The sequence below is a fragment of the Pectobacterium punjabense genome (genome assembly GCF_012427845.1).
GTDB lineage: Bacteria > Pseudomonadota > Gammaproteobacteria > Enterobacterales > Enterobacteriaceae > Pectobacterium > Pectobacterium punjabense.
This window is the reverse complement of sequence record NZ_CP038498.1, coordinates 4,127,971-4,149,107: the sequence shown is the minus strand read 5'-3', so window position 1 is coordinate 4,149,107 and position 21,137 is coordinate 4,127,971. Positions and strand designations below refer to the sequence as shown.

The following is a 21,137-nucleotide window of genomic DNA, read 5'->3' as shown; positions in this document are numbered from 1 at the left end:
CTTCCAATGCACTGATATTAGGTTCTTATCTCTGTACCGCCGATTATTCATCCTTGTTAAATATTGATACCCCTAAGACTCTTTCACACACCGATTTTCCTACGGTTAAGAACATCGGCGTAGCCACAGATTAACGCTAGCTTAGTTGAGTTCTTGGCATGTTGTTCAGAAATTAGCATCGAATATAGTTATTTCATACTATTCCAGAGAGTGTTACCTGTCTTAAGAAGATCCAGCAGCATCATTGGAAGTCCCTGTACTGGATTTCCATCGATAAGGCTAAATCCATTCTTTAACCCGGTTTCGGTGACGAAGAATACCCCATCGACATTTCGAAAATCTGGTTCCTCAGAATGCAATGTAATCTCGCTGGAGGTTTCAACAATGAAGTTTTGATTTCCAGACGGTGTATAGACAGAGAATTTACTGGAGAAAGGCTGACCTTCATTTACCGTCCCTTGACCGAAAGTGTTCACAACCTCTTCCAGGAATTCAAAATTTGTTCGATGATCGAACGAAAAGCCAGGATCGAGTGCATAGCGTAGAAATCCCGAATCCAGTGATGTTTTAGCGATTCCATCACCGGTTAGTATGCGTGCAGCTGTTGCAGTATCCGTTTCGGTAAATTTAAAGGTCTGCATGCGCCCACTGGTATCATACATTCCTCCGCTATTGACGTTGGCACTTACGCCCCCAAACATACGATAGTCACCCAGATCTCTTGCCAGAGCGTCCACATACCCCAAGTCTGTTCCTTGTTGTTGAGTCTGAGCGTACAACTCGGACAACATACTGCGGTCCTCATTGGTGAGAAAGTTAACAGAGGACATCTGCATCGTAGCTTCGGTTAATTGTGTCTGCACTGATGGGATAGTATCTGTACCACCAAACAAGCGAGACATCATCAGCCCTTTACCACTTATTTGGGCCTGCCTGGTCGATAATATCTCATCCTGCGTGCTATTTACCTGTGCAGACAAGGGGCGAACTGTGTTTTGGTCGTCGCCTGATATATTTTTCATCTGAGCGTATGCTGCTGTGGATGTATTGATAATCATAATGGAAATTTCCCCTTGCCTGTTTTTTAAAGGAAGCTAGACATATATCGCCACCGTCAATTAGAACGATGTGAATAATTAATTAGGCTAATAAGTATATTCCCAGGTAATACTCTCTTTTTGTAATGGGTGTAGATTCTCTCCGGGTTTTCCCGTAAGTTTGTGCTGAATTTGAATGCGTACACCGTGGTCAAAACGTAATTCATTGAATTGAGAGGTTGTTCCTGATGTACCTTTAGGGACAATAATACATTTTGTCGGTGATGTCTGATAAGGTTGATAATAACATATGTCGACACTTTCAGTATATGCAGTGGGGTAGGACGCTACGCTATAATTTACCTGGGTCAGCTTCTTAGTTTTGCTCAATGTTCCAGAGGGAAACTTTGTTGCACTCGCATAAAACTGGTTCAACGCAGGGGTACTTGAGCCATCGGAATAAACAAATCTTATTTGTGCTGATAGTGGTGTTTCACTGATACTGCCAGTGGCGGCCATCAAAGGGAACGCTGCTACACTAGCAGCAATTAGTAGGGACAAAGAAACGAATTCCTTCTTCATGATTTCTCCTGGGTATTCTTACGTTTTTTTACGCATTACAGCGCTTTTCTGCATCAGGCATCATGGTGGTATTTTTTGCTATCGATATCAGGATGTCAGTCTCTTGACAGCCTTGTTATGGGGCAATAAACGTCCAACCATTGTGTCAGCAGATCCGGTGCTTTGTTAACGGTTCCTATATGACGATTTCCTTCCAGCCAGTGTATTACCGCGAGGTTGGGTGCCCTATACGAATTCCTCAGTCACTATCCATTATTAACGGAATAAGAAAAGTAAAATTTAATGTTTATAAAAAATAAATCTAACCGATGAACGTTAAAGTGTGTCGAATGTTGTTTTTCTATAACGGTTCCGATTTTTACATAACATGTATCATACACGTCTTTAATTCGACTGTGATTTTTGAGTTGGCGTTGTTGGTTAATAATATGATCACGGTAATTATTATTGTGATCATTGTTTTTCTTGGTGGGTTTTTTATTTGTTGTTGGTTTTTATTCCCGCAAGGACTTTGTGATGTCGACGAGTTTATATGGAAATAAATTAAAGTTTTTTTCACCTTTGCCGTTAAATTTCACAAAGGTTAACGTTATTTTTTTAGCGATCCTCTGGAATTATGGTGGGGGGAGTAATATTACGTCGCCACTGGAATGGATTTGTGGCGCAGATTCAAGTTCTGTGCCGCATCTGAGCTGGGCGGATGTTCCGTCAGATAAGCAAAAAAACATTAACACATGGAGAAAAGTGCGATGACTTTTAAAAAGGTGCTTCTGGCTAGTATTGTGACTTCTATGTTTGCTGCTGGAGCGGCTTATGCTGGGCCTCCAGTGACTGTGACTTTCAAAAATTTGGGCAACGAAACCGCGACATACAAAGTTATTACTAACAATGAAGTCAGTACTAATGCCAGCGCCAGCCCCAAACCCGCTACGACTGTTCCTGCGAAGGAATCTGATATTTATCGGGTTCAGAATGTCATCAGCCCTGATGCTAATGCAGCAATTGTTCGTTATACCATGGGCAGTAAAACGTGCGTATTCGGTACTACCTTCGTCAATACCATCATTCCTGGTGGCCTTTTTAATCCTGGCGGCCCTAAAAAGGCTCCAAAATGGAATAAATCAGCTGAGGGAAGCGGTGGGGCTGTCTGTACTGCAACGATTACTTCGCAGAGTTTATCCACATATGCGTGGAATGTTGAATTCACAATGAAATAATCAGCAGGCGATGTATTTTTGCTGATAGGCGAGAGGTCGCGTTTTTGTATAAAACGCATCGCTAGCGCTATTGTTATGTATGTCATGGGGACGTCATGCATCATTGACGTCCCTTTTTTGACTCGCTCAGCTTTGCTGGTATAGCACCGCGGTATGTTCAATGTCATTGCATCGCTGCTTTTAAATAGGGGCAGATTATGGAAAAAATAAATTCACTTGATGCTGTATCCAGCCGCTATATACCGGCCAATACGGTTGGAAAAAGCGCTGTTGATGCAAAGGCTGTAGCATCGGTTCAAGAGAATAATGCAACAGCGACGAACAATGAGAGCACGCAGGTATCCGCACTCGCTCGTCAGTTAAGCGACGCTGCTGTTCGGGCTGCCGCCCGAGATGCAGGAACCGATCGTGATGGTTTAGGGGAGATCGCCAGATCGGTCACTGAGAAGCTGTTAGGCGCGAGCTATGATATGAATAAAGTCGCTCATGATGCTGAAGTGCCTAAAACAGAAGACCCCGATTTATTAGCTCGGGCCAAACAAGCGACCAGCTTCGTGAATGGTGATGGTGCAAATCCGTTCAGGGGAATGTCCCGCGAGCAGTTAGCGTTGATCACCTACGATGAAAGTGGTGATTTCACCGTCAATGAAAGACGTGCGGCTTGGTTGGAGTCTTATGATCAAGAGCAGCAGTGGAAGCGTGCCGCGATCGCCAAAATGGATGAGGAGTATAACCGTACTGGACAAGTCTCTTCTGGTACATTGTCAGAGATTCTGAAGCATTACAAATCCTTACCAGCAATTGAAGAAGCACAATTGCCCAAAGGATACGATGCGCAGCTATTGTCTCAGATTCAAGCTTCGGAAAGCGGTGGCTTACCTCAGAGCGTAAAGGATTTGCAAGTATTTCTGGATCGTATGACGGAGAGTTGATCTTAGCCAACAGCACATTCAGCCTTCATGACTATCAGCGTTATATATGGCGAACACAACAGCAGCAGTTGTTCGCTTTACCTAACGCCATTATGGCGCACCATGTTTAGCTAATGAGTTGCTGATATACAATGTGAAAACCATTATTTTTAGCGTTAGAATTTATAAGCGAAAGCATGGTGAAAATACCGTTCCTCGTCGAGCACATTGCCTGCAGGGAAGAGGTGAAAACAATGATATTTAATTATATCGAATGCAATTATAATCCTTGATATTGTTATAGGTCTGTGATGGTTTTGCAATAAATTATTTTAAAATAATTAGCTTGCTTTGGTTTATTTCGTTTTTTGTTGATGGAGCTAAAATGCTTCAGATTACAAATATATACCCGTCATACTTCAAGTTGCATGTGCGTTGGCTGCGTTCACTTACCCGAATCACTTACCTGAGTAAGCTCATCGGGATTCCTTCTCTTGCCGCCTTCCTGAAACTCGAATTATTTAGGTTATAGTCACTACATTGAATGTTTAATTGATAAACCCTTAACGACTTTAGGTAAGTTTTTTTATAAGTGTTAAATGTTAGTTTATATATTGTTTTTTTCTATCCGGATGTTTTTTTTTGACAATGAATTTTTATGTGATATAAATAAATTTCTTTTTCATTGTAAGGGAATGCTATGAAAACATTCAAGGCTGCTTCAGCTATTGCTTTACTTTCATTATCTTCTTTTTTCTTATCAAATTCTGCACATGCTATTAGTGGTGCTTATACTTCTGCACCTATGGCAAGTATGGATGTTCATTCTGCAAATTTTTGGAATCAATTTAACTTTCCAATATCATCCAGCTTTCTTCCACCATCAAATGCTAAGGTAACTCGCGTTTACTGGAATTATGCGCTAGGACAGCTTCAGGTCGGAAGCAAAGGGACGCTAATCGTTTATTTATGTCAAGGTAATACTTCTACTTGTTTTGATATATCGAACATGAACTCAGGTTCTACTGAGGTGTTTCGAGATCAATCTGCAACGACACCATTCTTTTTGTATTATCGTGTGAATAGTCGTTCAACCATCGGGTCTATCTATGGTTCAGGATCAACGCAGGTAACTGTAAATTGGCAAAATAATCAATAAAAAGCAGTCGTAAGTTAACATGATATGCAAGCATTTATTGCTAAACGATAGAATGTTTGCATATTTTTTTCTCGCTAGAGTTGAATGTCTCTGTAACATAGACTGCTATAAAAATAGCGTGATTTTGGGAGGTATAAAAGTGTTATCAAAAATTGAGTTAACATCAGGCATCCTTTCCACAATGGGTACTGAAAAGCGAAATCAGCCATTTATCGATAATGAACATGAAATTAATCAATCAACTGAATCGAAATCTAGCACTAAGGTGTCGCTGTCGTCTCAGGCACAACAGCAGGCTACATTACCTGATTCGGTCGTCAACAAATACCAAGAATTGCGTAGTCGTGTCGATCAGAATGAAGTTGATTCTTATATTCGAGACCTGTACGCAACACCTCGTCATTCAGGAGAGTTAGTTTCCATCGAACATTATCCTGATGTATTTAATTCTTATACTGGTGAGCAAGTAACACCTGAGTCTGCTGCTAAATTTTCCGAGTGGGATCAGGCTGTATTAGCGGAAACAACGCGTATATATAATAATGAACGAGCGAAGGGGTCTTTGTCTTCAGACATTTATTTAAAAATTCAGACACATATAAGCCAGCAGCCAGAGCATTTTCTAAGAAAGATCAATTGGCCGAACCAAGAGATGTAATTGATCTCTCTGCCCGTTTTATACCCGTAATACCTCAAATTGCAGGTGCGTTGGCTACGTCATGTGGCACACTGATGTGTATCTCCAACGCTTTGTGTTGTTCAAAACGCTAACGTTTTATTCAAAACGTAAATTATTTTAGGCATATAGAATAAATATCTCGGCAATACGGAGTAATCGGAGAGGTAGCTAAATGATGATGTTGAAGGCTTTTCCTAAAGCATAAACAGTAGGATAATCCGATTCATGTGGTGCTCTAGGGGATCGGCAAAGAGGCAAGGATGTCTGATGCAAGAATAACGGATCTGATCTGTTTACAAGCTATTTCACACACCTACAGTACCGGTGCTTCTTCTCAATCGGTATTGCATGATATTTATCTATCCATTCCTGCCGGACAAAGCTGCGCTATTGTTGGTGCATCGGGTTCTGGAAAAAGCACCTTGCTCAATATCATCGGTTTACTCGATCAGCCCGTTTCTGGGCGTTTGCTGCTTGCTGGGCAAGATATGACCAAAGCAAGTGCCGATGAACGCGCCATCATGCGCAATCAGGTTATTGGTTTCGTCTTCCAAAGTTTTAATTTGCTGCCGCGTCTGGACGCGTTGGATAACGTCGCACTCCCCTTGATCTATCGTGGAATGTCTCGGCAAGCTGCTCGGCAAGCCGCGCAAGTACAGCTGGCGCGCGTTGGTTTGGCTGAGCGAACCCATCATCGCCCTGCTGATTTATCCGGTGGTCAACGTCAGCGGGTAGCGATTGCACGCGCACTGGTTGGTGAGCCGGAGCTTCTTCTCGCAGATGAACCAACCGGCAACCTTGATAGCCAAACAGCTGATGACATCATCACGCTGTTACTGGCATTGAACCGCGAACAGGGGACGACGTTAGTGATGGTGACACATGATGAAGGTATAGCTTGTCGTATGGCTCGGTGCATTCATGTGCAGGACGGCCGAATCCATGAGGTGAAGCATGCCTGACCGTCGTTTACGAACGCAAGCGTGCCAGACCCGACAATCCCACTATGGTCCTTCGCTGCAACAGCGTCTGCTTGAGCCATTGAACAGTCTCATTCTTCTAGGGCGGCGTGCTGTTCTGGCCCTGCTTGGGATTGCGGTGGGGTGTGGTTCTGTTGTTGCGTTGCTTAACATCGGGCACAACGCGGAAGCTGAAGCCATGGGGGTATTCAAAGGCATGGGCAGCGACCTGCTGGTCGCGGCCGTACAGAATAGGGTGGGGAGTCACGCTATTGGTTTGGTGCCTGCGGATCTAGATATCCCCGTTTTGCGACAAAATTTGCCTGATATTAAAGCAGCAACGGCTCTCATTATTACTGCTACTGAGGTGCGATTGCGCGGCCGTTCGTTTACCGGCATGGTTGTGGGGGGCAGGGCTGAATTGTCGGAAGTCTTAGGATTAAAGCTTGCACAGGGTCGCTACCTGAGCGATTTCGATGCACAAAGTACTTACATTGTGTTGGGTGCGAATGTTGCGGGGCAATGGGCATCGCAGGGAGGCATCGCCGCCTTGGGTGAACGCGTGCAGGTAGGCGGATACTTATTTGAGATCGTAGGAATCCTTCAACCGCAGGGGAACAACCCTTTGGTTCCCGTCTCAGTTGACGACTCTATCCTGATGCCGATCTCTGGTATGCGTCGTGTCATGCCAACACCACAAATCATCAGCGTGATTGCACGTAATAGCAGCAGCGACACGCTGGTACAAACGGGCTCGCAGCTAAAGGATTATTTGGTGTCTCTGATGCCGAAGGTTGATATCGATGTACAAATCCCACAGCAGTTGCTGGAGGGGATGGCGCAGCAATCACGGATGTTTTCATGGTTGCTAGCAGGGCTGGGAGGGATTTCCCTGCTGGTCGGTGGGGTCGGGGTGATGAACGTCATGGTCATGAATGTGTCTGAACGGCGCCGTGAAATCGGGGTGCGTATGGCGTTAGGTGCACGACCGCGCGATATTGCAGGGCTGTTTCTATTGGAGGCCGTTGTGCTATCCGCTTGTGGAGCTCTTATCGGGGCGGTGTGTGGTGTCGCGGCCGCGTGGCTGTTTGTCTTTTTTTCCGATTGGTCAGCTTTTTCACTCTCGGTACTGTCACTTCCCCTCGGTATTGGCAGTTCATTGGCGATTGGCCTGTTTTTTGGACTTAATCCAGCGATGACGGCGGCTCGGCTTGAACCTGTGCAGGCGCTACGCGATGCGTAAATCTCTCCTATGTTTACTTGTTTTATTTTCTGCTCATGAAGGGTATGCGGAAACTGCTTTGAATCCTTCTCAGGCGACGCGGCAAGGGCTGGCGACCGTGAGCGTATCGCTAAATGCGCAAACTATTGATCTCACGCTAAGCGATGCCATTTATCTTGGTTTGCGTGACAATCGCGCGATCCGCAGCGCCTATCTGGATCGCATCTCGCAGAAATTTGATCTGCGTGTCGCGGAGGATCGTTTTACTCCCAAATTGTCGCTGACGGGTAGCTATCTTTCCAATCGCAATCAAAGCGATCGTTATCGACAGGGCAACCTGACGCCAACATCGACACTGCTCACGCCTTATGGCACCCGCTTCAGCCTAGGCTGGACCTACCGCCACACGCAGGCTGATAACGCAGGGTTATCGCGTAACGATGGTGCCAACATCACGGTGATTCAGCCTTTACTTCGTGGAGCAGGTAAAGATGTCACTACTGCGCCCGTTAATATTGCGCGGCTGACTGAACAACTCAATCGTCTGACGCTGAAATCTACGGTCTCGCAGACTATTACGCAGATTATCGCTGCCTATCGGGAACTTCTGCGCTCACAGGAGCAACTGCAAATTGCTCGTGATGTTCTGGCGCGTGCGCGCCAACTGGTTGACGTCAACCGTGCGATGATTGCCGCAGGGCGTATGGCCGAGTTTGAAATTGTGCAAACCGAAGCTGAAGTTGCCACGCAGGAATTGGCGTATGAGGAAGCTAGAAACCAACTGGATACCGCGCGGCTTGCGCTGCTGCAACTTCTGGCGTTGGATTTAAATACGCTGATTGTGGCAACAGAATCCATGCAGGCACAGCGCGTTGATGTCAACGCTGCGCAGGCGTTGAAACAGGCCGAAGCCTCTCGACCTGCTTATCTGGCACAGATTATCGCTAACGAGCAGGCTGCGCTCAGTCTGGCGGTTGCGCGTAATGATCGCCTGTGGGATGTCTCGCTAGTCGGCGGCGCGAGTCAGGTGCGTGACCGTGCAGCACAGAATAGCACGTCACGTACCTGGGAAAATTATGTTGGTGTTCAGGTGGAGATCCCGATTGGCGATCTGAGTACTCGTCAGGCTGAGGTTCAAGCGCGGGTCAATGTGCGTAATCGGCACATCCAGTTGGATGAAGTTAGGCAGCAGCTTGAACGTGATGTTGCCAATGCGGTGCGTGATATCGGGACGCGCTGGCGGCAGTTCGAGATTTCTCAACGTGCACGAGATCTGTCGCGCCGTAAGCTGGACATTGAGCGAGAAAAGCTCACGGTTGGGCGTTCCAGTAACTTTCAGGTTCTGAGCTTCGAGAACGATTTACGCAACGCGGAAAACGCCCGTCTCAATGCGCTCATTAGCTACCTTAATGCGCAGGCTGAACTGGATGAGACGCTGGGTACTACATTACAAAGCTGGGATATTGCACTTAATGATTAGACATCGCTTTCTATCTCGACTGCGTCGGCGTCACTACATTGTCGTGTCGCTGATTGTGGCGCTTGGTGTGTTTATGTGGCTATTGGCTGGACGTACGGGTGAGCAGGAAAGCGTTCCTCAGGGGCAATGGCTACCCATTCAGCCTCAGCGACTGGAAAATCAATTAGGGCTGGTGGGACGAATTCAGGCCGCGACGCAGACAACGCTAGCAGCCCCTTTTGAAGGCGTTATCCGTGAGGTACTGACGCGTGAGGGGCAACGCGTCGAGCAAGGGCAAACATTGCTGGTACTGGACCCCGGACAAATTGAGATTCAGCTCCGTCAGGCGCAGGCTGAACTGCTCAAAGCACAGCGTGAGGTGCAGTCACTCAAGCAGTGGGAGCAAAGCGCTGAGGTATCGCGGGCACGGCGTGCGGTAAATTCAGCCCAGTCAACGTTTAGCAACACGCAGGCCAACCTTCGGGATACACAGGCGCTGTTCGAGCGTGGCATTGTTGCGCGAATGGAAGTGGATACGTTAAAGCAGCAGATTCGTACTCAGGAGCAGGATGTTATCGCGGCGCAAGAGGAGTATCGAACGGTGTTAGCACGTGCGAACGGGGAGGATCGTAAGATTGCGGAGATGGAACTGACCAATGCACAGGTTCGCTATCAGGCGTTGGCGACACAGGTTGCACGGCAGAACGTCAAGGCACCGTTCAGCGGTTTTGTGGTGCGCCCGGCTATGCCTGATACCGGCAAACCTGTGGTCATCCAATCTGGCTTACTCGTCAGTCAGGGGACGCCGCTGTTTGGTGTTATTGCTCAGGACCGTTTTCAGGTGGCAACCCGGGTAGAAGAAACGGACCTGCATCAGCTGCAAGAGGGAATGGCAGTTAACGTGACCGGGGATGGCTTTGCCGGGCAGACGCTGGCAGGCAAGATTGCCTCGATTGATATGCAGGCCGATGCTGCTGATATATCAGGTAGCGGTGCTTACTATGATGTGGTGGTGTCGCTTGATACGCCGTTGGCAGACTTAAAGCAAAATATTCGACTGGGGATGAGCGCACGTCTGGCTATTATTGTCTATCGTAATGATCAAGGCATCGCTGTGCCTGCACAGGCCGTGCATACCGATGAGCGTGGCGATACCTATGTCATTTATCGCCCGACTGCTGATGCATCACCAAAGAAAATCAACGTAACGCTGGGGAAAACCGTGGCGCAGGGCATAGAAATCTCTGGCCTGGAAGCGGGTGAAGTGCTGCTCCCTTAATTATCAACGTAAGCGTGTGGATGGCACCAGAGATGGTAATTGTGAGTACGGCGGTTGCTATTTTTTAAGTCGGAAGTGGGTGTTCAGGAAATTATCACACGCTTGCCATTGGTTTCTCCCTGAACACCCCCTCGAAAATAGATGGTTGTGGGGTTTATGTTTTCTTATTCAACCTTGCCCGTAGTGGTGATATTACTTCCTATCTGGACATTGCGCGGTAAAAGCAAATCGAACAGACTGTTCAGCGGATTCGCATTTTTTCCTGGTTCACCGGTTACAAAGTTGTAATCCATCGCTATCAGATGGTTGAGCCGAGATTCGTAGTTGGCGGGAGCCTGTACCTGTTCGATTCGCGGTAAATCTTCATAGTGTTTTAGAACGAGCTTGAAAAATTCTGTCTGTTTAAACTCCCCCGCGTTCCATTCTTGTTTGCTTTTCTCCACTACCCAGAAGCTCCAGGCGCTCTCCTGTTCATTTGATTCATGTAATGCCGATCTGCGCTCGTTGATGGTAAAAGTATTGCTATCGTCATAAATAATGAGCGCGAGCTGATCGCGAGATAACCCTTTAAACGGATTCGTACTGCGACCATTAGTGAAATTATTGGAGAAATAATTAGCCTGTTTGGCACGAGCAAGTAATTCCGGATCGTCAGTGGCGGGTAATTCTTCAGCATGTGTTTTGTGGCTGTTTATGTAACTGACGCCAGCCAACCCCTGAATAACGGACTGTGCATACGATGCCAGTTCGCTACGACTATGACTGGCATCCCTTGCTTCTGCGCGTGCTGCGGCAGCACTCAACTGACGTGCCAGTGACGATACGCTGCTTTTATCTTTTATTGTTGATTCAGTTGATAGCACAGACGATGATTTGTTATTTGATGTGTTGTCTGCTGGCGCAGATGAGTGGGTTTTCACCGAGTCTCTAACATCAATGTTTTTAGCGGTGGGAAGGTTATTTAGATTAATCATCGTCAATTTTCCAGGTAACAGGTGATATCTGAAAGATAGGCCACTTTACAGTGACTTATCGTGTATTTTTATATGATTATCATATTGAGATATTTTATCTCATTGTGATTTCAACGTTTGAATCATGAGTAAAGAGATTGGCATAGGTGACCCGCAGATCGCATCTAGCACCGTTGCTTGGTGTTGTGCTTTGTGTCCATTGTGGGATTTTATTCCCCAGACCGTAATACCAGAGGGCGGAATACAACATCTGTGTGCTGTAGCCATAAAACTCAGAAAACTACCCTATGGTGATTTTTTATAATCGGCAAGTTATGTAAATAACTTTAATTACTTATGGTTATGTTGAAGTGGATTTGTGATTCATGTCGATATATTAAATCTGCTATTTTCATTACCTTGTTATTATTTAATTCCAGTGATTATTTTTTAATATCGTTTCATTCGTATTTATTGTTCATAATGAGAGGCGACTATTCTGTATGAATTGAGCTTTAACGTAATCGGTTCGTCTACCTTTTTTTAAATCAATAAACGACAGTGAGGTGGCGATGGTAAGACGACGTAAAGCGGTAAACGCTTTTCCATCGCCTTACGTCGTCATTGTATTTTAGAAACGAACATTTAGTTTCAGGTGAGCGGCATTATCGGTAACGCCGCCACCGAATTGGCCGCCATAGGATAATGACAGGTTCGCATTGTCGGTTAGCTTTTTGCCGATGCCCGCTTCAACACGTACGCTATTTTCAGCCAGTGGCGTTCCCATCACGTTATAGTTATCAGCCCCAATGAAGTGCAGGCGTGCCGTAGGATCGATGTCGCCAAAAGCATGTCTCCAGCCGACGCTGCCATTCACTGTCCATGCGCGTGCTTGCGTGCCGAAGCTGCGTTCCAGACGGACGCCGAGGGTAGAAAAGGTGGTATCCATTTTGAGCGCTTCGCCGCCTAATGCGGCAGCACCGCCAGCCTCGCTGAAGCTGTCCATTTTACTGGCGACGTGCGCTAATCTGGCGAAAGGTTCTACCGTAACCACGTTAGCATCAAATTTCATACGTGCTTCACCAAATACCTGGAGAGTGCGGGCATCCAGATCTGCTGACAACTTCTCATTCAGGGAACCGACGGTGACGTCACGCTGTGCCGCGATATCGCCCCAGCTTCCGACTGTACCGAAGGTCAATCCCAACCGGTTATACGTATAATTGGCATAAGCCCCTAACTGGTAATTGTCGACATCTGCGGAGAAATGACGCCCATTTACGTCAACATCTCCCTTGTCTGCTCCAGCGAAAATGCCAAGCGTCATGTTGTCGGACAGCGCACCGTCAATGCCGAGCAGAAAACCGTTGCTGCGATAGTCAGTATCGGCCGTGCCGTTAGCGCCGTTCGCATCATGGCGACCGCCATAAACATTGAGCCAGACGTTATCATCATGCGTGGTACGGGCGTGTTCTGTAACCGTATCGCTGACCGTCAATGCACCGCGTGTCATGGCACCAGCCAGCGAGGCATAGCCTTCACCCGATAACGCGTCAAAGGCGTTCTGTGGTGCGCCTCGGTCGAGCATCGCTACTGCGTTATAAACGGCATTGCCTGTCGCTAAGGACTCTACTGCATTGGCGGCGGCTGATTGATTGGCCGTGGTAGCGACTGACGCAAATGTGATGTCGTTACGTGCGAGTTGCATCGTCACCGCATTAGCGGTGTAACCCAGATTGGCATCGAGGAAAGCATAGCGGCTCGTTACCGCACCGAAGGTACCGGAGATCCCCTTGTCTGCGGTCAGAATGGTATAGGTTGAAGCAATACGATAATCCCCATTCTGGCCGACGTGCAGCACTGAAGCATCACCCAGCGTGGCCGTGCCTGTCACCGCAATCAGATCGCTTTCGGTCGTCTCTGGATCGACTTCAACTTCATAAATAGCCCCATTGGTTAACGTTAGATCGCCGTTCACTCTTAGTGTGCCAATCGAGTTACCGGGAGCCAGCGTACTGCCACTGGCGACAGTCATACTGCCTATCGTACCGCTGCCTGAAACGGTCGCACCATCGGCCACAACGATTGAACCGCCCAGTGAACCGTTAATTGCCAATCTGCCGTTTGTCACCTGTGTGGTTCCAGTAAAGGACGATCCATTGCCTGTATAGTTCAGCTTAGCTATACCGTCTTTGCGCAGTATCCCGTTACCTGAAATGTCATTCGCGAGCGTGTCGTCGGTGTTGATGTCGAAAGCCAACGTTGCGTTGTTGACGATAGCACCAGTGCCGAAAGCGCGACCATTAGTACCAATCAGCGTCCCGTCTGATACGCTTGTACCGCCACTCCAGCTATTACGTCCTGCGAGTGTGAGCTGCCCGCTACCTGATTTGGTCAAGGAGCCTGTGCCTGTGATGTCGTTTAGCCACAGATCGGCGGCAGATAAGCCCCCATTTGTGGCGTTCATCACTACCGCAACATTGCTGTTGAACGCGCCGTAGCCATTTGCTGCCTTGAAGAGGTTCAAACGATCGTAACCCATGCCGTTATCCATCACGCCGCCTGAGGCATTCGATGTTGTCGCCAGAATGTCGCGCTGTTGGGCTGCGGTGAGGTAGGGGTAGCGTGTTTCGATCAGCACTTCGGCGTTTTGCGGAACAATCGCGGCGGCACGGGTGTCACCGATAGGCGTGAAGGCGTTTTCAAATGTGTATTTCGCGTATAGGGCTTTATCGATCTGATACTGAGCGTAGGCTGCCTCGGCACTCCTGCCGCTGGTGTAGCACGTGGTGATGGTGCCTCCGCATTGTCCTGCGAAGAATGCTTGTGCCTGATCGTAGGCTTCTGCACGTAACGTTGGATTGGCGATGAGGTCTTGAATCGCGTAATAGGTCGCGTGCATTCGCCCGCCTATCACATCCAGTGGTGAGTGAATACCCGTCACGACGCGGCTGTAGCCAATCTCGCCAGCCCGTAGGATCAGATCGGAATATTGCTGCGGAACCGCGTACGCGAGACCGAAAGCGGAGAGATAGCCTGCGTTGGTATGTCCGCTAGGAAAACCGCCATCACCATTTCCCGTTGCCGGCACGCGGGCAACGAGAGAGCGTTGCAGTACCCAGCTTAGATCTTCTCCGCCCAGCGTTTGGCGGAAGGGACGCGGATAGTTGTAGTTGTTTTTGGCTGGCGTGGTGGAGGCTGGGTAACGCACGGCGTTGACGAGTTCGACGACCTTGCCTAGCCCGCTGGTGGCAGACCCAAGTCCGTTGCCACCGTCGCTGACTCGGCTACTGTATGCGCGGTCTGGAATACCGTCGACCGTTGTGAAAGCGCCAGTTTCCGTTTTCAAGATGCTGGCTAGCGGGCCAAGACCAGCGATGACGGCGTAATTGGCATCTTGAGCATCGAATTCAAAAGCTGATATTTCTTGTGCCTGAGTGCGCGAACGGGCGATATCAATCACCGTTTGGATATTCTGTCGCAGTACAATCTCGCCAAGTGTAGTGGGTATGCCGTTATTCCAGGCTGTGCCCGCAGTCCAGAATTTATTAAACCCTGATAGAACATCAATGGCAGAGGCAGGTTCTCCTTCCGCGGCAGCGATGCTAAACGGTATTAATGAGGCTATTGCCGTAGCCAAAAGTGCTTTCGTTGGGGATGCCATTTATATTATTCCTTTATTTTTCTATGCGTTATGAAATTCCGGGCGGCAGTGTAACGATGGCAAATGACTAAACGGTGACGTTGGTATGAACATTAAAAATGGGAGGGTAGAGGTGGGTGCGGTAAACAGTCGAAGAGACACTATTCACTCAAGTTACACGCGTTCGATGCTACAGTAGGTCGTTCATTGATTCGTATCGATAAAAGGATTTGCCATGTTTGCCCGTTCTCCATCGTTAAGGTTTTATTTGGCTATTGGCCTGCTTCAGGGGCTTCTATTTGTCACTGCGCTGGAGATGAAAGAAGGCATCGTTCAGACGTTGTTGATAACGATGGCGACGGTTGGCGGGATTAGCCTGCAATGGCTGGAACGTACGCTTTTTTTGAAAAAAACGTGGCTATGGGTCAGCGTGCTGACTGTGCTGATGACGGCGATTAGCGGTTGGGTTTTCTATGACAGTGGGCGAGAGCGTCTGTCTGGTTCTTGGGTGTTGTGCGGCATCCTCCTCGGTTATATCTGCTGTACTTTTATTCGCTGCTGGTCAACCCGTGAAGGAAGATGGCCATCCTATGACGCGCTCTGCAAACACGCCTGGAGCCATATTTTTACCGTGCTGTTAGCGTGGCTAGTTGTTCTGGTGGTCGTGCTGCTACTCGTGTTGTGCGGCATGTTGTTCAACATGTTGGGTTTCTCGCAGGTTAATAAAGTATTCGGTCATTATCGGTTCTATATGCTGTTCTTGCCGGTCGTGTTTTCTATTGGCATGTACATCGGAATGACCAAAGAAGCGGTAGTTGGACTACTGCGGGGGATTTTGCTATCGGCGTGTCGTTTTCTGCTGCCGTTTAGTGCGTTGATCACGGTGATTTTCACCTTGACGCTGCCTTTTAGTGGTTTGGAACCGATATGGAATACTGGTCGTTCCACCCTCATTCTTCTATGTCTGATGGGCGTGAACCTCTTTTTGATTAACTGCGCATCTCAAGATGATAGCGAAGGGCGTGTTTATCCGGCAGTTTTACGCGGGCTGGTTAGCGCCAGCGTGCTGTGTCTGCCAGTGTTGAGCGCACTGGCGGGTTACTCCAGCTGGCTGCGCATCGAACAATACGGCCTGACTCCTTTCCGTTTTCAGTCACTCTTTGTCGTAGCGATCGCCATGCTTTACAGTCTGGCCATGCTATGGGCTGTTATCCGACGCTCTGGAGTCTGGTTAGGTCATTTACGCACGAGCAATTCGCTGCTCGCGGCTGTGACCTGCGTACTGATGGTATTGCTGCATACACCGCTGCTGAGCCCAGAAGCCTTTAGTGCGAGAAATCAGGTTCAGCGCTTGCTGAGCGGGAAAACGCCGATTGATAAGTTTGATTTGTGGGCGCTGCGTGATGAGCTAGGAACCGCAGGCAGGGAGCAGTTTAACTGGCTGGCGGAAGCGTTGGAGCAAGACCAAATTCTTGATGCAGCAGGGCGTCAGGTGCTGCGCGATCGGTTGCAGGGGCGTCCCGCAAAAGTGCTTCCTGTTCAGGTCGAGTGGGTAGGCCCGTTGGAAGACGGGGTCGAAAGCATGTTACGGGGCGATAATCTTGGTAATCAGTGTAGGGAAATGGCTTGCCTGCTCTTTGCGATTGATTTGACTGGTGATGGTCACAACGAAGTGCTCATTTTTCCCAGAGTAGGCTGGGCGAATGGTGGGAAGATCCTTGTTCGTGATGAAAAGGGACAGTGGCAGATTGCAGCCAGCCTGTATGGTGCGATTGGCACGGAACAACTGGTCGCGCAGGTGAAAGACGGCAAGGTCGAAGCGGTTGCCCCACGCTTTAAGACGATCAGGATTGGGGGTCAGAATATGGAGATCACCTATCCCTGATTTTAGTCGCGTTAGTTAGGTATTACTTATTGATTCAATAAAGACAACGAATTGGTGATAACGATCACGTTTCTGTACTTTAGCCACATGCAAAAACACATGAGGATAACGTGATGTCAGTAATTAATACCCAAGTTAAACCATTCAAAAACATGGCTTTCAAAGACGGTCAATTCATTGAAGTGACTGAGAAGAATATCGAAGGAAAATGGAGCGTATTCTTCTTCTATCCGGCTGACTTTACGTTTGTCTGCCCGACCGAACTGGGTGATGTCGCTGACTACTACGACGAATTCCAACAGCGTGGCGTGGAAATTTACTCTGTTTCCACCGACACCCATTTCACGCACAAAGCGTGGCACAGCAGCTCTGAAACGATTGGCAAAATCAAATACACCATGATCGGTGACCCAACTGGCCAATTGACGCGTAATTTTGAAAACATGCGTGAAGCAGAAGGTCTGGCTGACCGTGGTACGTTCATCGTTGACCCACAGGGCATCATCCAGGCAGTAGAAATCACGGCTGAAGGCATTGGTCGCGATGCTTCTGACCTGCTGCGCAAAGTCAAAGCCGCTCAATACGTTGCATCTCACCCTGGCGAAGTCTGCCCAGCTAAATGGAAAGAAGGCGAAGCCACGCTGGCCCCGTCTCTGGATCTGGTTGGCAAAATCTAAGCTGACACCACGGAAAATATGGCTGTTTTTCGGGTGCGATGCACCCGATTTTTCTGGCCCGGCTCCTTTTCGGGCCAACACCTCGCACTATTTTGTCTGTGTACCTAATTTTGCCTTTGTACCTAGTTACCTCATTAAGGACGACCGATGCTCGACAATACGATGAAAGTCCAGTTGAAAGCCTATCTGGAAAAATTAACCAAACCTGTTGAGTTAATTGCGACTCTGGATGATTCCGCTAAATCTGCGGAAGTGAGAACCTTATTGACCGATATTGCCGAGTTGTCCAATCAGGTCAGCTTTATTGAAAAGAATGATCTATCCGTCCGTAAGCCTTCATTCCTGATTACCAACCCTGGTTCCCAAAGCGGCCCACGTTTTGCCGGTGCGCCGATGGGACACGAATTTACCTCCCTGATTCTGGCGTTATTGCAGGTGGGTGGACATCCGTCGAAAGAAGCAAAAGAATTACTCGATCAAATCCGCAATCTTGACGGTGCGTTCCACTTTGAAACGTATTACTCGCTGTCCTGCCACAATTGCCCGGACGTGGTGCAGGCGCTGAATTTAATGGCGGTGTTGAATCCGAAGATCACCCACACCGCGATAGACGGCGGCGTGTTTCAGGATGAGATCCAAAACCGTAATGTCATGGGCGTCCCCACTGTTTTCCTGAACGGAGAACATTTCAGCCAGGGGCGAACAAGCCTTGCTGAGATTGTGACTAAAATCGATACTGGCGCGGGCGCTAAGCAGGTTGAGAAGCTGAACCAGCGTGACGTCTATGATGTGTTAATCATCGGCAGCGGCCCGGCAGGGGCGGCAGCGGCAGTCTATTCGGCGCGTAAAGGCATCCGCACCGGTTTGGTCGGTGAGCGCTTTGGCGGCCAGGTGTTGGATACCGTTGATATCGAAAACTACATTTCAGTGCCGAAAACGGAAGGTGCCAAACTGGCAACCGCACTGAAGAGCCATGTTGATGACTATGATGTTGATGTGATCGACGCGCAGAGTGCAGAAGCTTTAATTCCTGGTGGAGAGCCGGGTAAACCGCATCAGGTGATTACCGTATCCGGCGCGACGTTGAAAGCGCGGAGTGTGATCATTGCGACGGGCGCCCGTTGGAGAAACATGAATGTGCCCGGTGAAGATCAGTATCGGACGCGTGGTGTAACGTACTGCCCACACTGTGATGGCCCACTGTTTAAAGGCAAGCACGTTGCAGTGATTGGCGGTGGAAACTCGGGTGTAGAAGCGGCTATCGATCTGGCTGGTGTGGTGAAACACGTCACGCTGCTTGAGTTCGCATCGGAGCTGAAAGCGGATTCTGTATTGCAGGAGAAGGTACGCAGCCTGCCAAACGTTGACATCATTCTGAATGCGCAAACCACAGAAGTGAAAGGCGATGGCCAGAAGGTGACGGGGCTGAGTTACAAAGATCGTCTTACTGATACGGTGCATGATTTAGCGCTGGAAGGGATCTTTGTACAAATTGGCCTGCTGCCTAACACCCACTGGCTGGAAGGTACGGTAGCCAGAAACCGCATTGGTGAAATTGAGATCGATGCCAAGTGTGAAACCAGTGTGAAAGGGGTCTTTGCTGCCGGCGATTGTACGACGGTACCGTACAAACAGATTATTATCGCGACGGGCGAAGGCGCAAAAGCATCCTTGAGTGCTTTTGACTACTTGATCAGAACCCGTGCATAACATCGGCCTGTTGAGGACGAAGGTGAATATATTTGCCATCCTTCTGTTTCTCTGACGACGATCTTAACGTTCCGCGCGGCGATGCCTCATAACGAGGTGTCGCCGCGTTTTTGCTTTTGATCGTAAAATTTTTCTTTCGATCGTAAAAATTAGATCTCAGCCCTTGCTAAAGGACAATAAGAAATTCATAATGCTGGCCGCTCTGTGTTGTGACCTGTTTTTTGCTGTTTTCACAACATCGTATTTAGGGCGCTAGCGTTACCTCAATTCACATCGTTTTTTATCAGTTAATACAAAAAATCATATTCTTCTTAACAGACTTATCCACAGGCTGTTTGTTGGTTATTTATTAACCCCGCAATATTGTTGATAAAATACAGTAGAGTATCTTATTGATATTTATTCATAAAATTTACTTATAAAACGCTATAACGATCGCTTGTACTTTTTGTGACAGTTGATTGGCAACGATTTTTTTTATTTATTCACAGCGAATGCGACAAACTGATGGCAACGGTTTTAGCCGCTCATGCATCGCGCGGTAATCCTTTCTCTACTGCACGGATGAGTCGTTTTTTCTGTGTGGATTGGACGTCAATTTCCAATAATGCGCGGCGTGCTAGCTGCTGCTGAATCGCCCAGTGGATATGTTCATCCAACAATTCACTTTCACCCAGACGGGTTTGCAGTGCCAGTACGATACTATCCTGATAGGGGGTATTTCCCAGTGCGACGGCAATATTGCGTAGCCAGCGGAGATGGCCGATACGCCGGATCGGCGATCCTTCCGTAATTCGTAGAAATTTCTCTTCATTCCAACCGAATAGCGTCAGCAGTTCCGGCGTGTGCAGCGCGGCACGTGGGCTGAAATCAGTCTCGTCGGTGAGTTGTGAAAAGCGATTCCATGGGCAAATGAGCTGACAGTCGTCGCAGCCATAGATGCGATTACCCATCAGTGGACGGAATTCTTCAGGTATCGGGCCTTCCAACTCAATGGTTAGATAGGAAATACAGCGGCGAGCATCAACGGTGTAAGGGGCAACAATCGCGCCAGTTGGGCAGGTGGTCATACAGGCGACACAGCGGCCGCACTGCTCTTCCTGTGGCCGATCGACGGGTAGAGGCAGATCGATCAGCAATTCACCGAGAAAGAACCAGGAGCCCGCTTCTCTGTTTAAAATTAGTGAGTGTTTACCAACCCAGCCAAGCCCGGCTTTCGCGGCCAAAGGGCGCTCCATAATGGGAGCGGAATCGACAAAGGGGCGAAAATTCAATTCACCACAGTATTCCTGAATCTGATCGCCAAGCTTCTTTAAACGCTGGCGTAACAGCTTGTGGTAATCACGGCCTAGTGCATAACGGCTGACGTAGCCGAGTTCTGGATTCTTTAAGGTACTCGCGAATGCCGCTTTGGCGGGCAGGTAATTCATCCGTACGCTGATGACGCGGAGTGTGCCGGGTAGTAGTTCATGTGGACGTGCTCGCAGCATGCCATGGCGTGCCATCCAGTCCATTTCTCCGTGATATTGCTTATCCAGCCAGGCCTGAAGCCGAGGCTCTTCTGCAGACAGATCGGTGTCGCAAATGCCGACCTGCTGGAATCCCAATGCCTGTCCCCATTGTTTGATGTGTTGCACTAATTCGTTGAGATCGTAGGGGTATGACATGAGGAACCGTAAAAATAAACAAGACGTACCGATGTTACCATACTCGCGTTGCAGAACCGATGTTTGCGGAGAAGGGGGAATGCTGGCAGTCGTTTCAG

Annotated in this window: 17 protein-coding genes; 12 read left to right on the top strand and 5 right to left on the bottom strand. The window is 48.3% G+C overall.

The annotated features are described in order from the left end of the window. Positions 1–188: 188 nt before the first annotated feature. Both E2566_RS18775 and E2566_RS18770 read right to left on the bottom strand, forming a co-directional pair. On the bottom strand, positions 189–1,058 hold the full coding sequence (locus tag E2566_RS18775; RefSeq protein ID WP_107168423.1) for a hypothetical protein: 870 nt from the start codon (positions 1,056–1,058) through the stop codon (positions 189–191). 87 nt (positions 1,059–1,145) lie between these two features. Beyond that, entirely contained in the window at positions 1,146–1,619 is a 474-nt protein-coding gene (locus tag E2566_RS18770; RefSeq protein WP_107168424.1) for a hypothetical protein, read from the bottom strand. A gap of 516 nt (positions 1,620–2,135) precedes the next feature. On the opposite strand from E2566_RS18770, the gene E2566_RS18765 reads away from it, so the two are divergent. The 9 genes from E2566_RS18765 to E2566_RS18725 all read left to right on the top strand — a co-directional run bounded on the left by E2566_RS18765 (position 2,136) and on the right by E2566_RS18725 (position 10,504). After that, on the top strand, positions 2,136–2,372 hold the full coding sequence (locus tag E2566_RS18765; RefSeq protein ID WP_133169850.1) for a hypothetical protein: 237 nt from the start codon (positions 2,136–2,138) through the stop codon (positions 2,370–2,372). Then, positions 2,369–2,836 (top strand): hypothetical protein, encoded by a 468-nt coding sequence (locus E2566_RS18760; protein ID WP_107168426.1) that lies wholly within the window; start codon positions 2,369–2,371, stop codon positions 2,834–2,836. The genes E2566_RS18765 and E2566_RS18760 overlap by 4 nt, the downstream gene beginning before the upstream one ends. A gap of 197 nt (positions 2,837–3,033) precedes the next feature. After that, the gene (locus E2566_RS18755) at positions 3,034–3,768 is read left to right on the top strand and encodes a hypothetical protein (RefSeq protein WP_107168427.1); all 735 of its coding nucleotides are present in this window, start codon (positions 3,034–3,036) and stop codon (positions 3,766–3,768) included. Positions 3,769–4,447: 679 nt separating this feature from the next. After that, positions 4,448–4,906: a flagellar protein FlhE gene (locus E2566_RS18750; protein WP_107170069.1), complete on the top strand. Its 459-nt coding sequence runs from the start codon at positions 4,448–4,450 to the stop codon at positions 4,904–4,906. Positions 4,907–5,045: 139 nt separating this feature from the next. Beyond that, positions 5,046–5,564: a hypothetical protein gene (locus E2566_RS18745; protein WP_133169872.1), complete on the top strand. Its 519-nt coding sequence runs from the start codon at positions 5,046–5,048 to the stop codon at positions 5,562–5,564. A 281-nt stretch (positions 5,565–5,845) separates the two neighbouring features. Then, positions 5,846–6,547 (top strand): ABC transporter ATP-binding protein, encoded by a 702-nt coding sequence (locus tag E2566_RS18740; protein ID WP_107170071.1) that lies wholly within the window; start codon positions 5,846–5,848, stop codon positions 6,545–6,547. Then, positions 6,540–7,787 carry an ABC transporter permease gene (locus E2566_RS18735; RefSeq protein WP_107170072.1) on the top strand — a complete coding sequence of 416 codons (1,248 nt, stop codon included), beginning with the start codon at positions 6,540–6,542 and terminating at the stop codon, positions 7,785–7,787. The genes E2566_RS18740 and E2566_RS18735 overlap by 8 nt, the downstream gene beginning before the upstream one ends. Beyond that, positions 7,780–9,246, top strand: a complete 1,467-nt coding sequence (locus E2566_RS18730; protein ID WP_107170073.1) for a TolC family protein — start codon at positions 7,780–7,782, stop codon at positions 9,244–9,246. Before E2566_RS18735 ends, E2566_RS18730 begins: the two co-directional genes overlap by 8 nt. After that, a complete protein-coding gene (locus E2566_RS18725; protein WP_107170074.1) occupies positions 9,239–10,504 on the top strand; it encodes an efflux RND transporter periplasmic adaptor subunit in 1,266 nt (421 codons plus the stop codon). Before E2566_RS18730 ends, E2566_RS18725 begins: the two co-directional genes overlap by 8 nt. 164 nt (positions 10,505–10,668) lie before the next feature. Here E2566_RS18725 and E2566_RS18720 read toward each other — a convergent pair whose 3' ends face one another. Both E2566_RS18720 and E2566_RS18715 read right to left on the bottom strand, forming a co-directional pair. Next, positions 10,669–11,478, bottom strand: coding sequence for a hypothetical protein (locus E2566_RS18720; RefSeq protein WP_107170075.1), 810 nt, complete (start codon positions 11,476–11,478; stop codon positions 10,669–10,671). A gap of 610 nt (positions 11,479–12,088) precedes the next feature. Further along, complete coding sequence (locus E2566_RS18715) at positions 12,089–15,121, bottom strand: autotransporter domain-containing protein (protein WP_107170076.1); 3,033 nt, start codon at positions 15,119–15,121, stop codon at positions 12,089–12,091. 214 nt (positions 15,122–15,335) lie between these two features. On the opposite strand from E2566_RS18715, the gene E2566_RS18710 reads away from it, so the two are divergent. The 3 genes from E2566_RS18710 to ahpF all read left to right on the top strand — a co-directional run bounded on the left by E2566_RS18710 (position 15,336) and on the right by ahpF (position 19,372). After that, entirely contained in the window at positions 15,336–16,985 is a 1,650-nt protein-coding gene (locus E2566_RS18710; RefSeq protein ID WP_107170077.1) for a DUF4153 domain-containing protein, read from the top strand. A 113-nt stretch (positions 16,986–17,098) separates the two neighbouring features. After that, complete coding sequence (gene ahpC / locus E2566_RS18705; RefSeq protein ID WP_010287114.1) at positions 17,099–17,662, top strand: alkyl hydroperoxide reductase subunit C; 564 nt, start codon at positions 17,099–17,101, stop codon at positions 17,660–17,662. A gap of 147 nt (positions 17,663–17,809) precedes the next feature. Next, positions 17,810–19,372: an alkyl hydroperoxide reductase subunit F gene (ahpF, locus tag E2566_RS18700; RefSeq protein WP_107170078.1), complete on the top strand. Its 1,563-nt coding sequence runs from the start codon at positions 17,810–17,812 to the stop codon at positions 19,370–19,372. 527 nt (positions 19,373–19,899) lie between these two features. Here the strand turns inward: ahpF and queG are convergent. Then, complete coding sequence (gene queG, locus E2566_RS18695) at positions 19,900–21,039, bottom strand: tRNA epoxyqueuosine(34) reductase QueG (protein ID WP_107170079.1); 1,140 nt, start codon at positions 21,037–21,039, stop codon at positions 19,900–19,902. Between the last annotated feature and the right edge of the window lie 98 nt (positions 21,040–21,137).

What these genes read in the sequence shown, in the direction of transcription:
- E2566_RS18775 (WP_107168423.1), bottom strand. Translation starts at nt 1,058, where the DNA reads ATGATTATCAATACATCCACAGCAGCATACGCTCAGATGAAAAATATA.
- E2566_RS18770 (WP_107168424.1), bottom strand. Translation starts at nt 1,619, where the DNA reads ATGAAGAAGGAATTCGTTTCTTTGTCCCTACTAATTGCTGCTAGTGTA.
- E2566_RS18765 (WP_133169850.1), top strand. Translation starts at nt 2,136, where the DNA reads ATGTCGACGAGTTTATATGGAAATAAATTAAAGTTTTTTTCACCTTTG.
- E2566_RS18760 (WP_107168426.1), top strand. Translation starts at nt 2,369, where the DNA reads ATGACTTTTAAAAAGGTGCTTCTGGCTAGTATTGTGACTTCTATGTTT.
- E2566_RS18755 (WP_107168427.1), top strand. Translation starts at nt 3,034, where the DNA reads ATGGAAAAAATAAATTCACTTGATGCTGTATCCAGCCGCTATATACCG.
- E2566_RS18750 (WP_107170069.1), top strand. Translation starts at nt 4,448, where the DNA reads ATGAAAACATTCAAGGCTGCTTCAGCTATTGCTTTACTTTCATTATCT.
- E2566_RS18740 (WP_107170071.1), top strand. Translation starts at nt 5,846, where the DNA reads ATGTCTGATGCAAGAATAACGGATCTGATCTGTTTACAAGCTATTTCA.
- E2566_RS18735 (WP_107170072.1), top strand. Translation starts at nt 6,540, where the DNA reads ATGCCTGACCGTCGTTTACGAACGCAAGCGTGCCAGACCCGACAATCC.
- E2566_RS18730 (WP_107170073.1), top strand. Translation starts at nt 7,780, where the DNA reads ATGCGTAAATCTCTCCTATGTTTACTTGTTTTATTTTCTGCTCATGAA.
- E2566_RS18725 (WP_107170074.1), top strand. Translation starts at nt 9,239, where the DNA reads ATGATTAGACATCGCTTTCTATCTCGACTGCGTCGGCGTCACTACATT.
- E2566_RS18720 (WP_107170075.1), bottom strand. Translation starts at nt 11,478, where the DNA reads ATGATTAATCTAAATAACCTTCCCACCGCTAAAAACATTGATGTTAGA.
- E2566_RS18715 (WP_107170076.1), bottom strand. Translation starts at nt 15,121, where the DNA reads ATGGCATCCCCAACGAAAGCACTTTTGGCTACGGCAATAGCCTCATTA.
- E2566_RS18710 (WP_107170077.1), top strand. Translation starts at nt 15,336, where the DNA reads ATGTTTGCCCGTTCTCCATCGTTAAGGTTTTATTTGGCTATTGGCCTG.
- ahpC (WP_010287114.1), top strand. Translation starts at nt 17,099, where the DNA reads ATGTCAGTAATTAATACCCAAGTTAAACCATTCAAAAACATGGCTTTC.
- ahpF (WP_107170078.1), top strand. Translation starts at nt 17,810, where the DNA reads ATGCTCGACAATACGATGAAAGTCCAGTTGAAAGCCTATCTGGAAAAA.
- queG (WP_107170079.1), bottom strand. Translation starts at nt 21,039, where the DNA reads ATGTCATACCCCTACGATCTCAACGAATTAGTGCAACACATCAAACAA.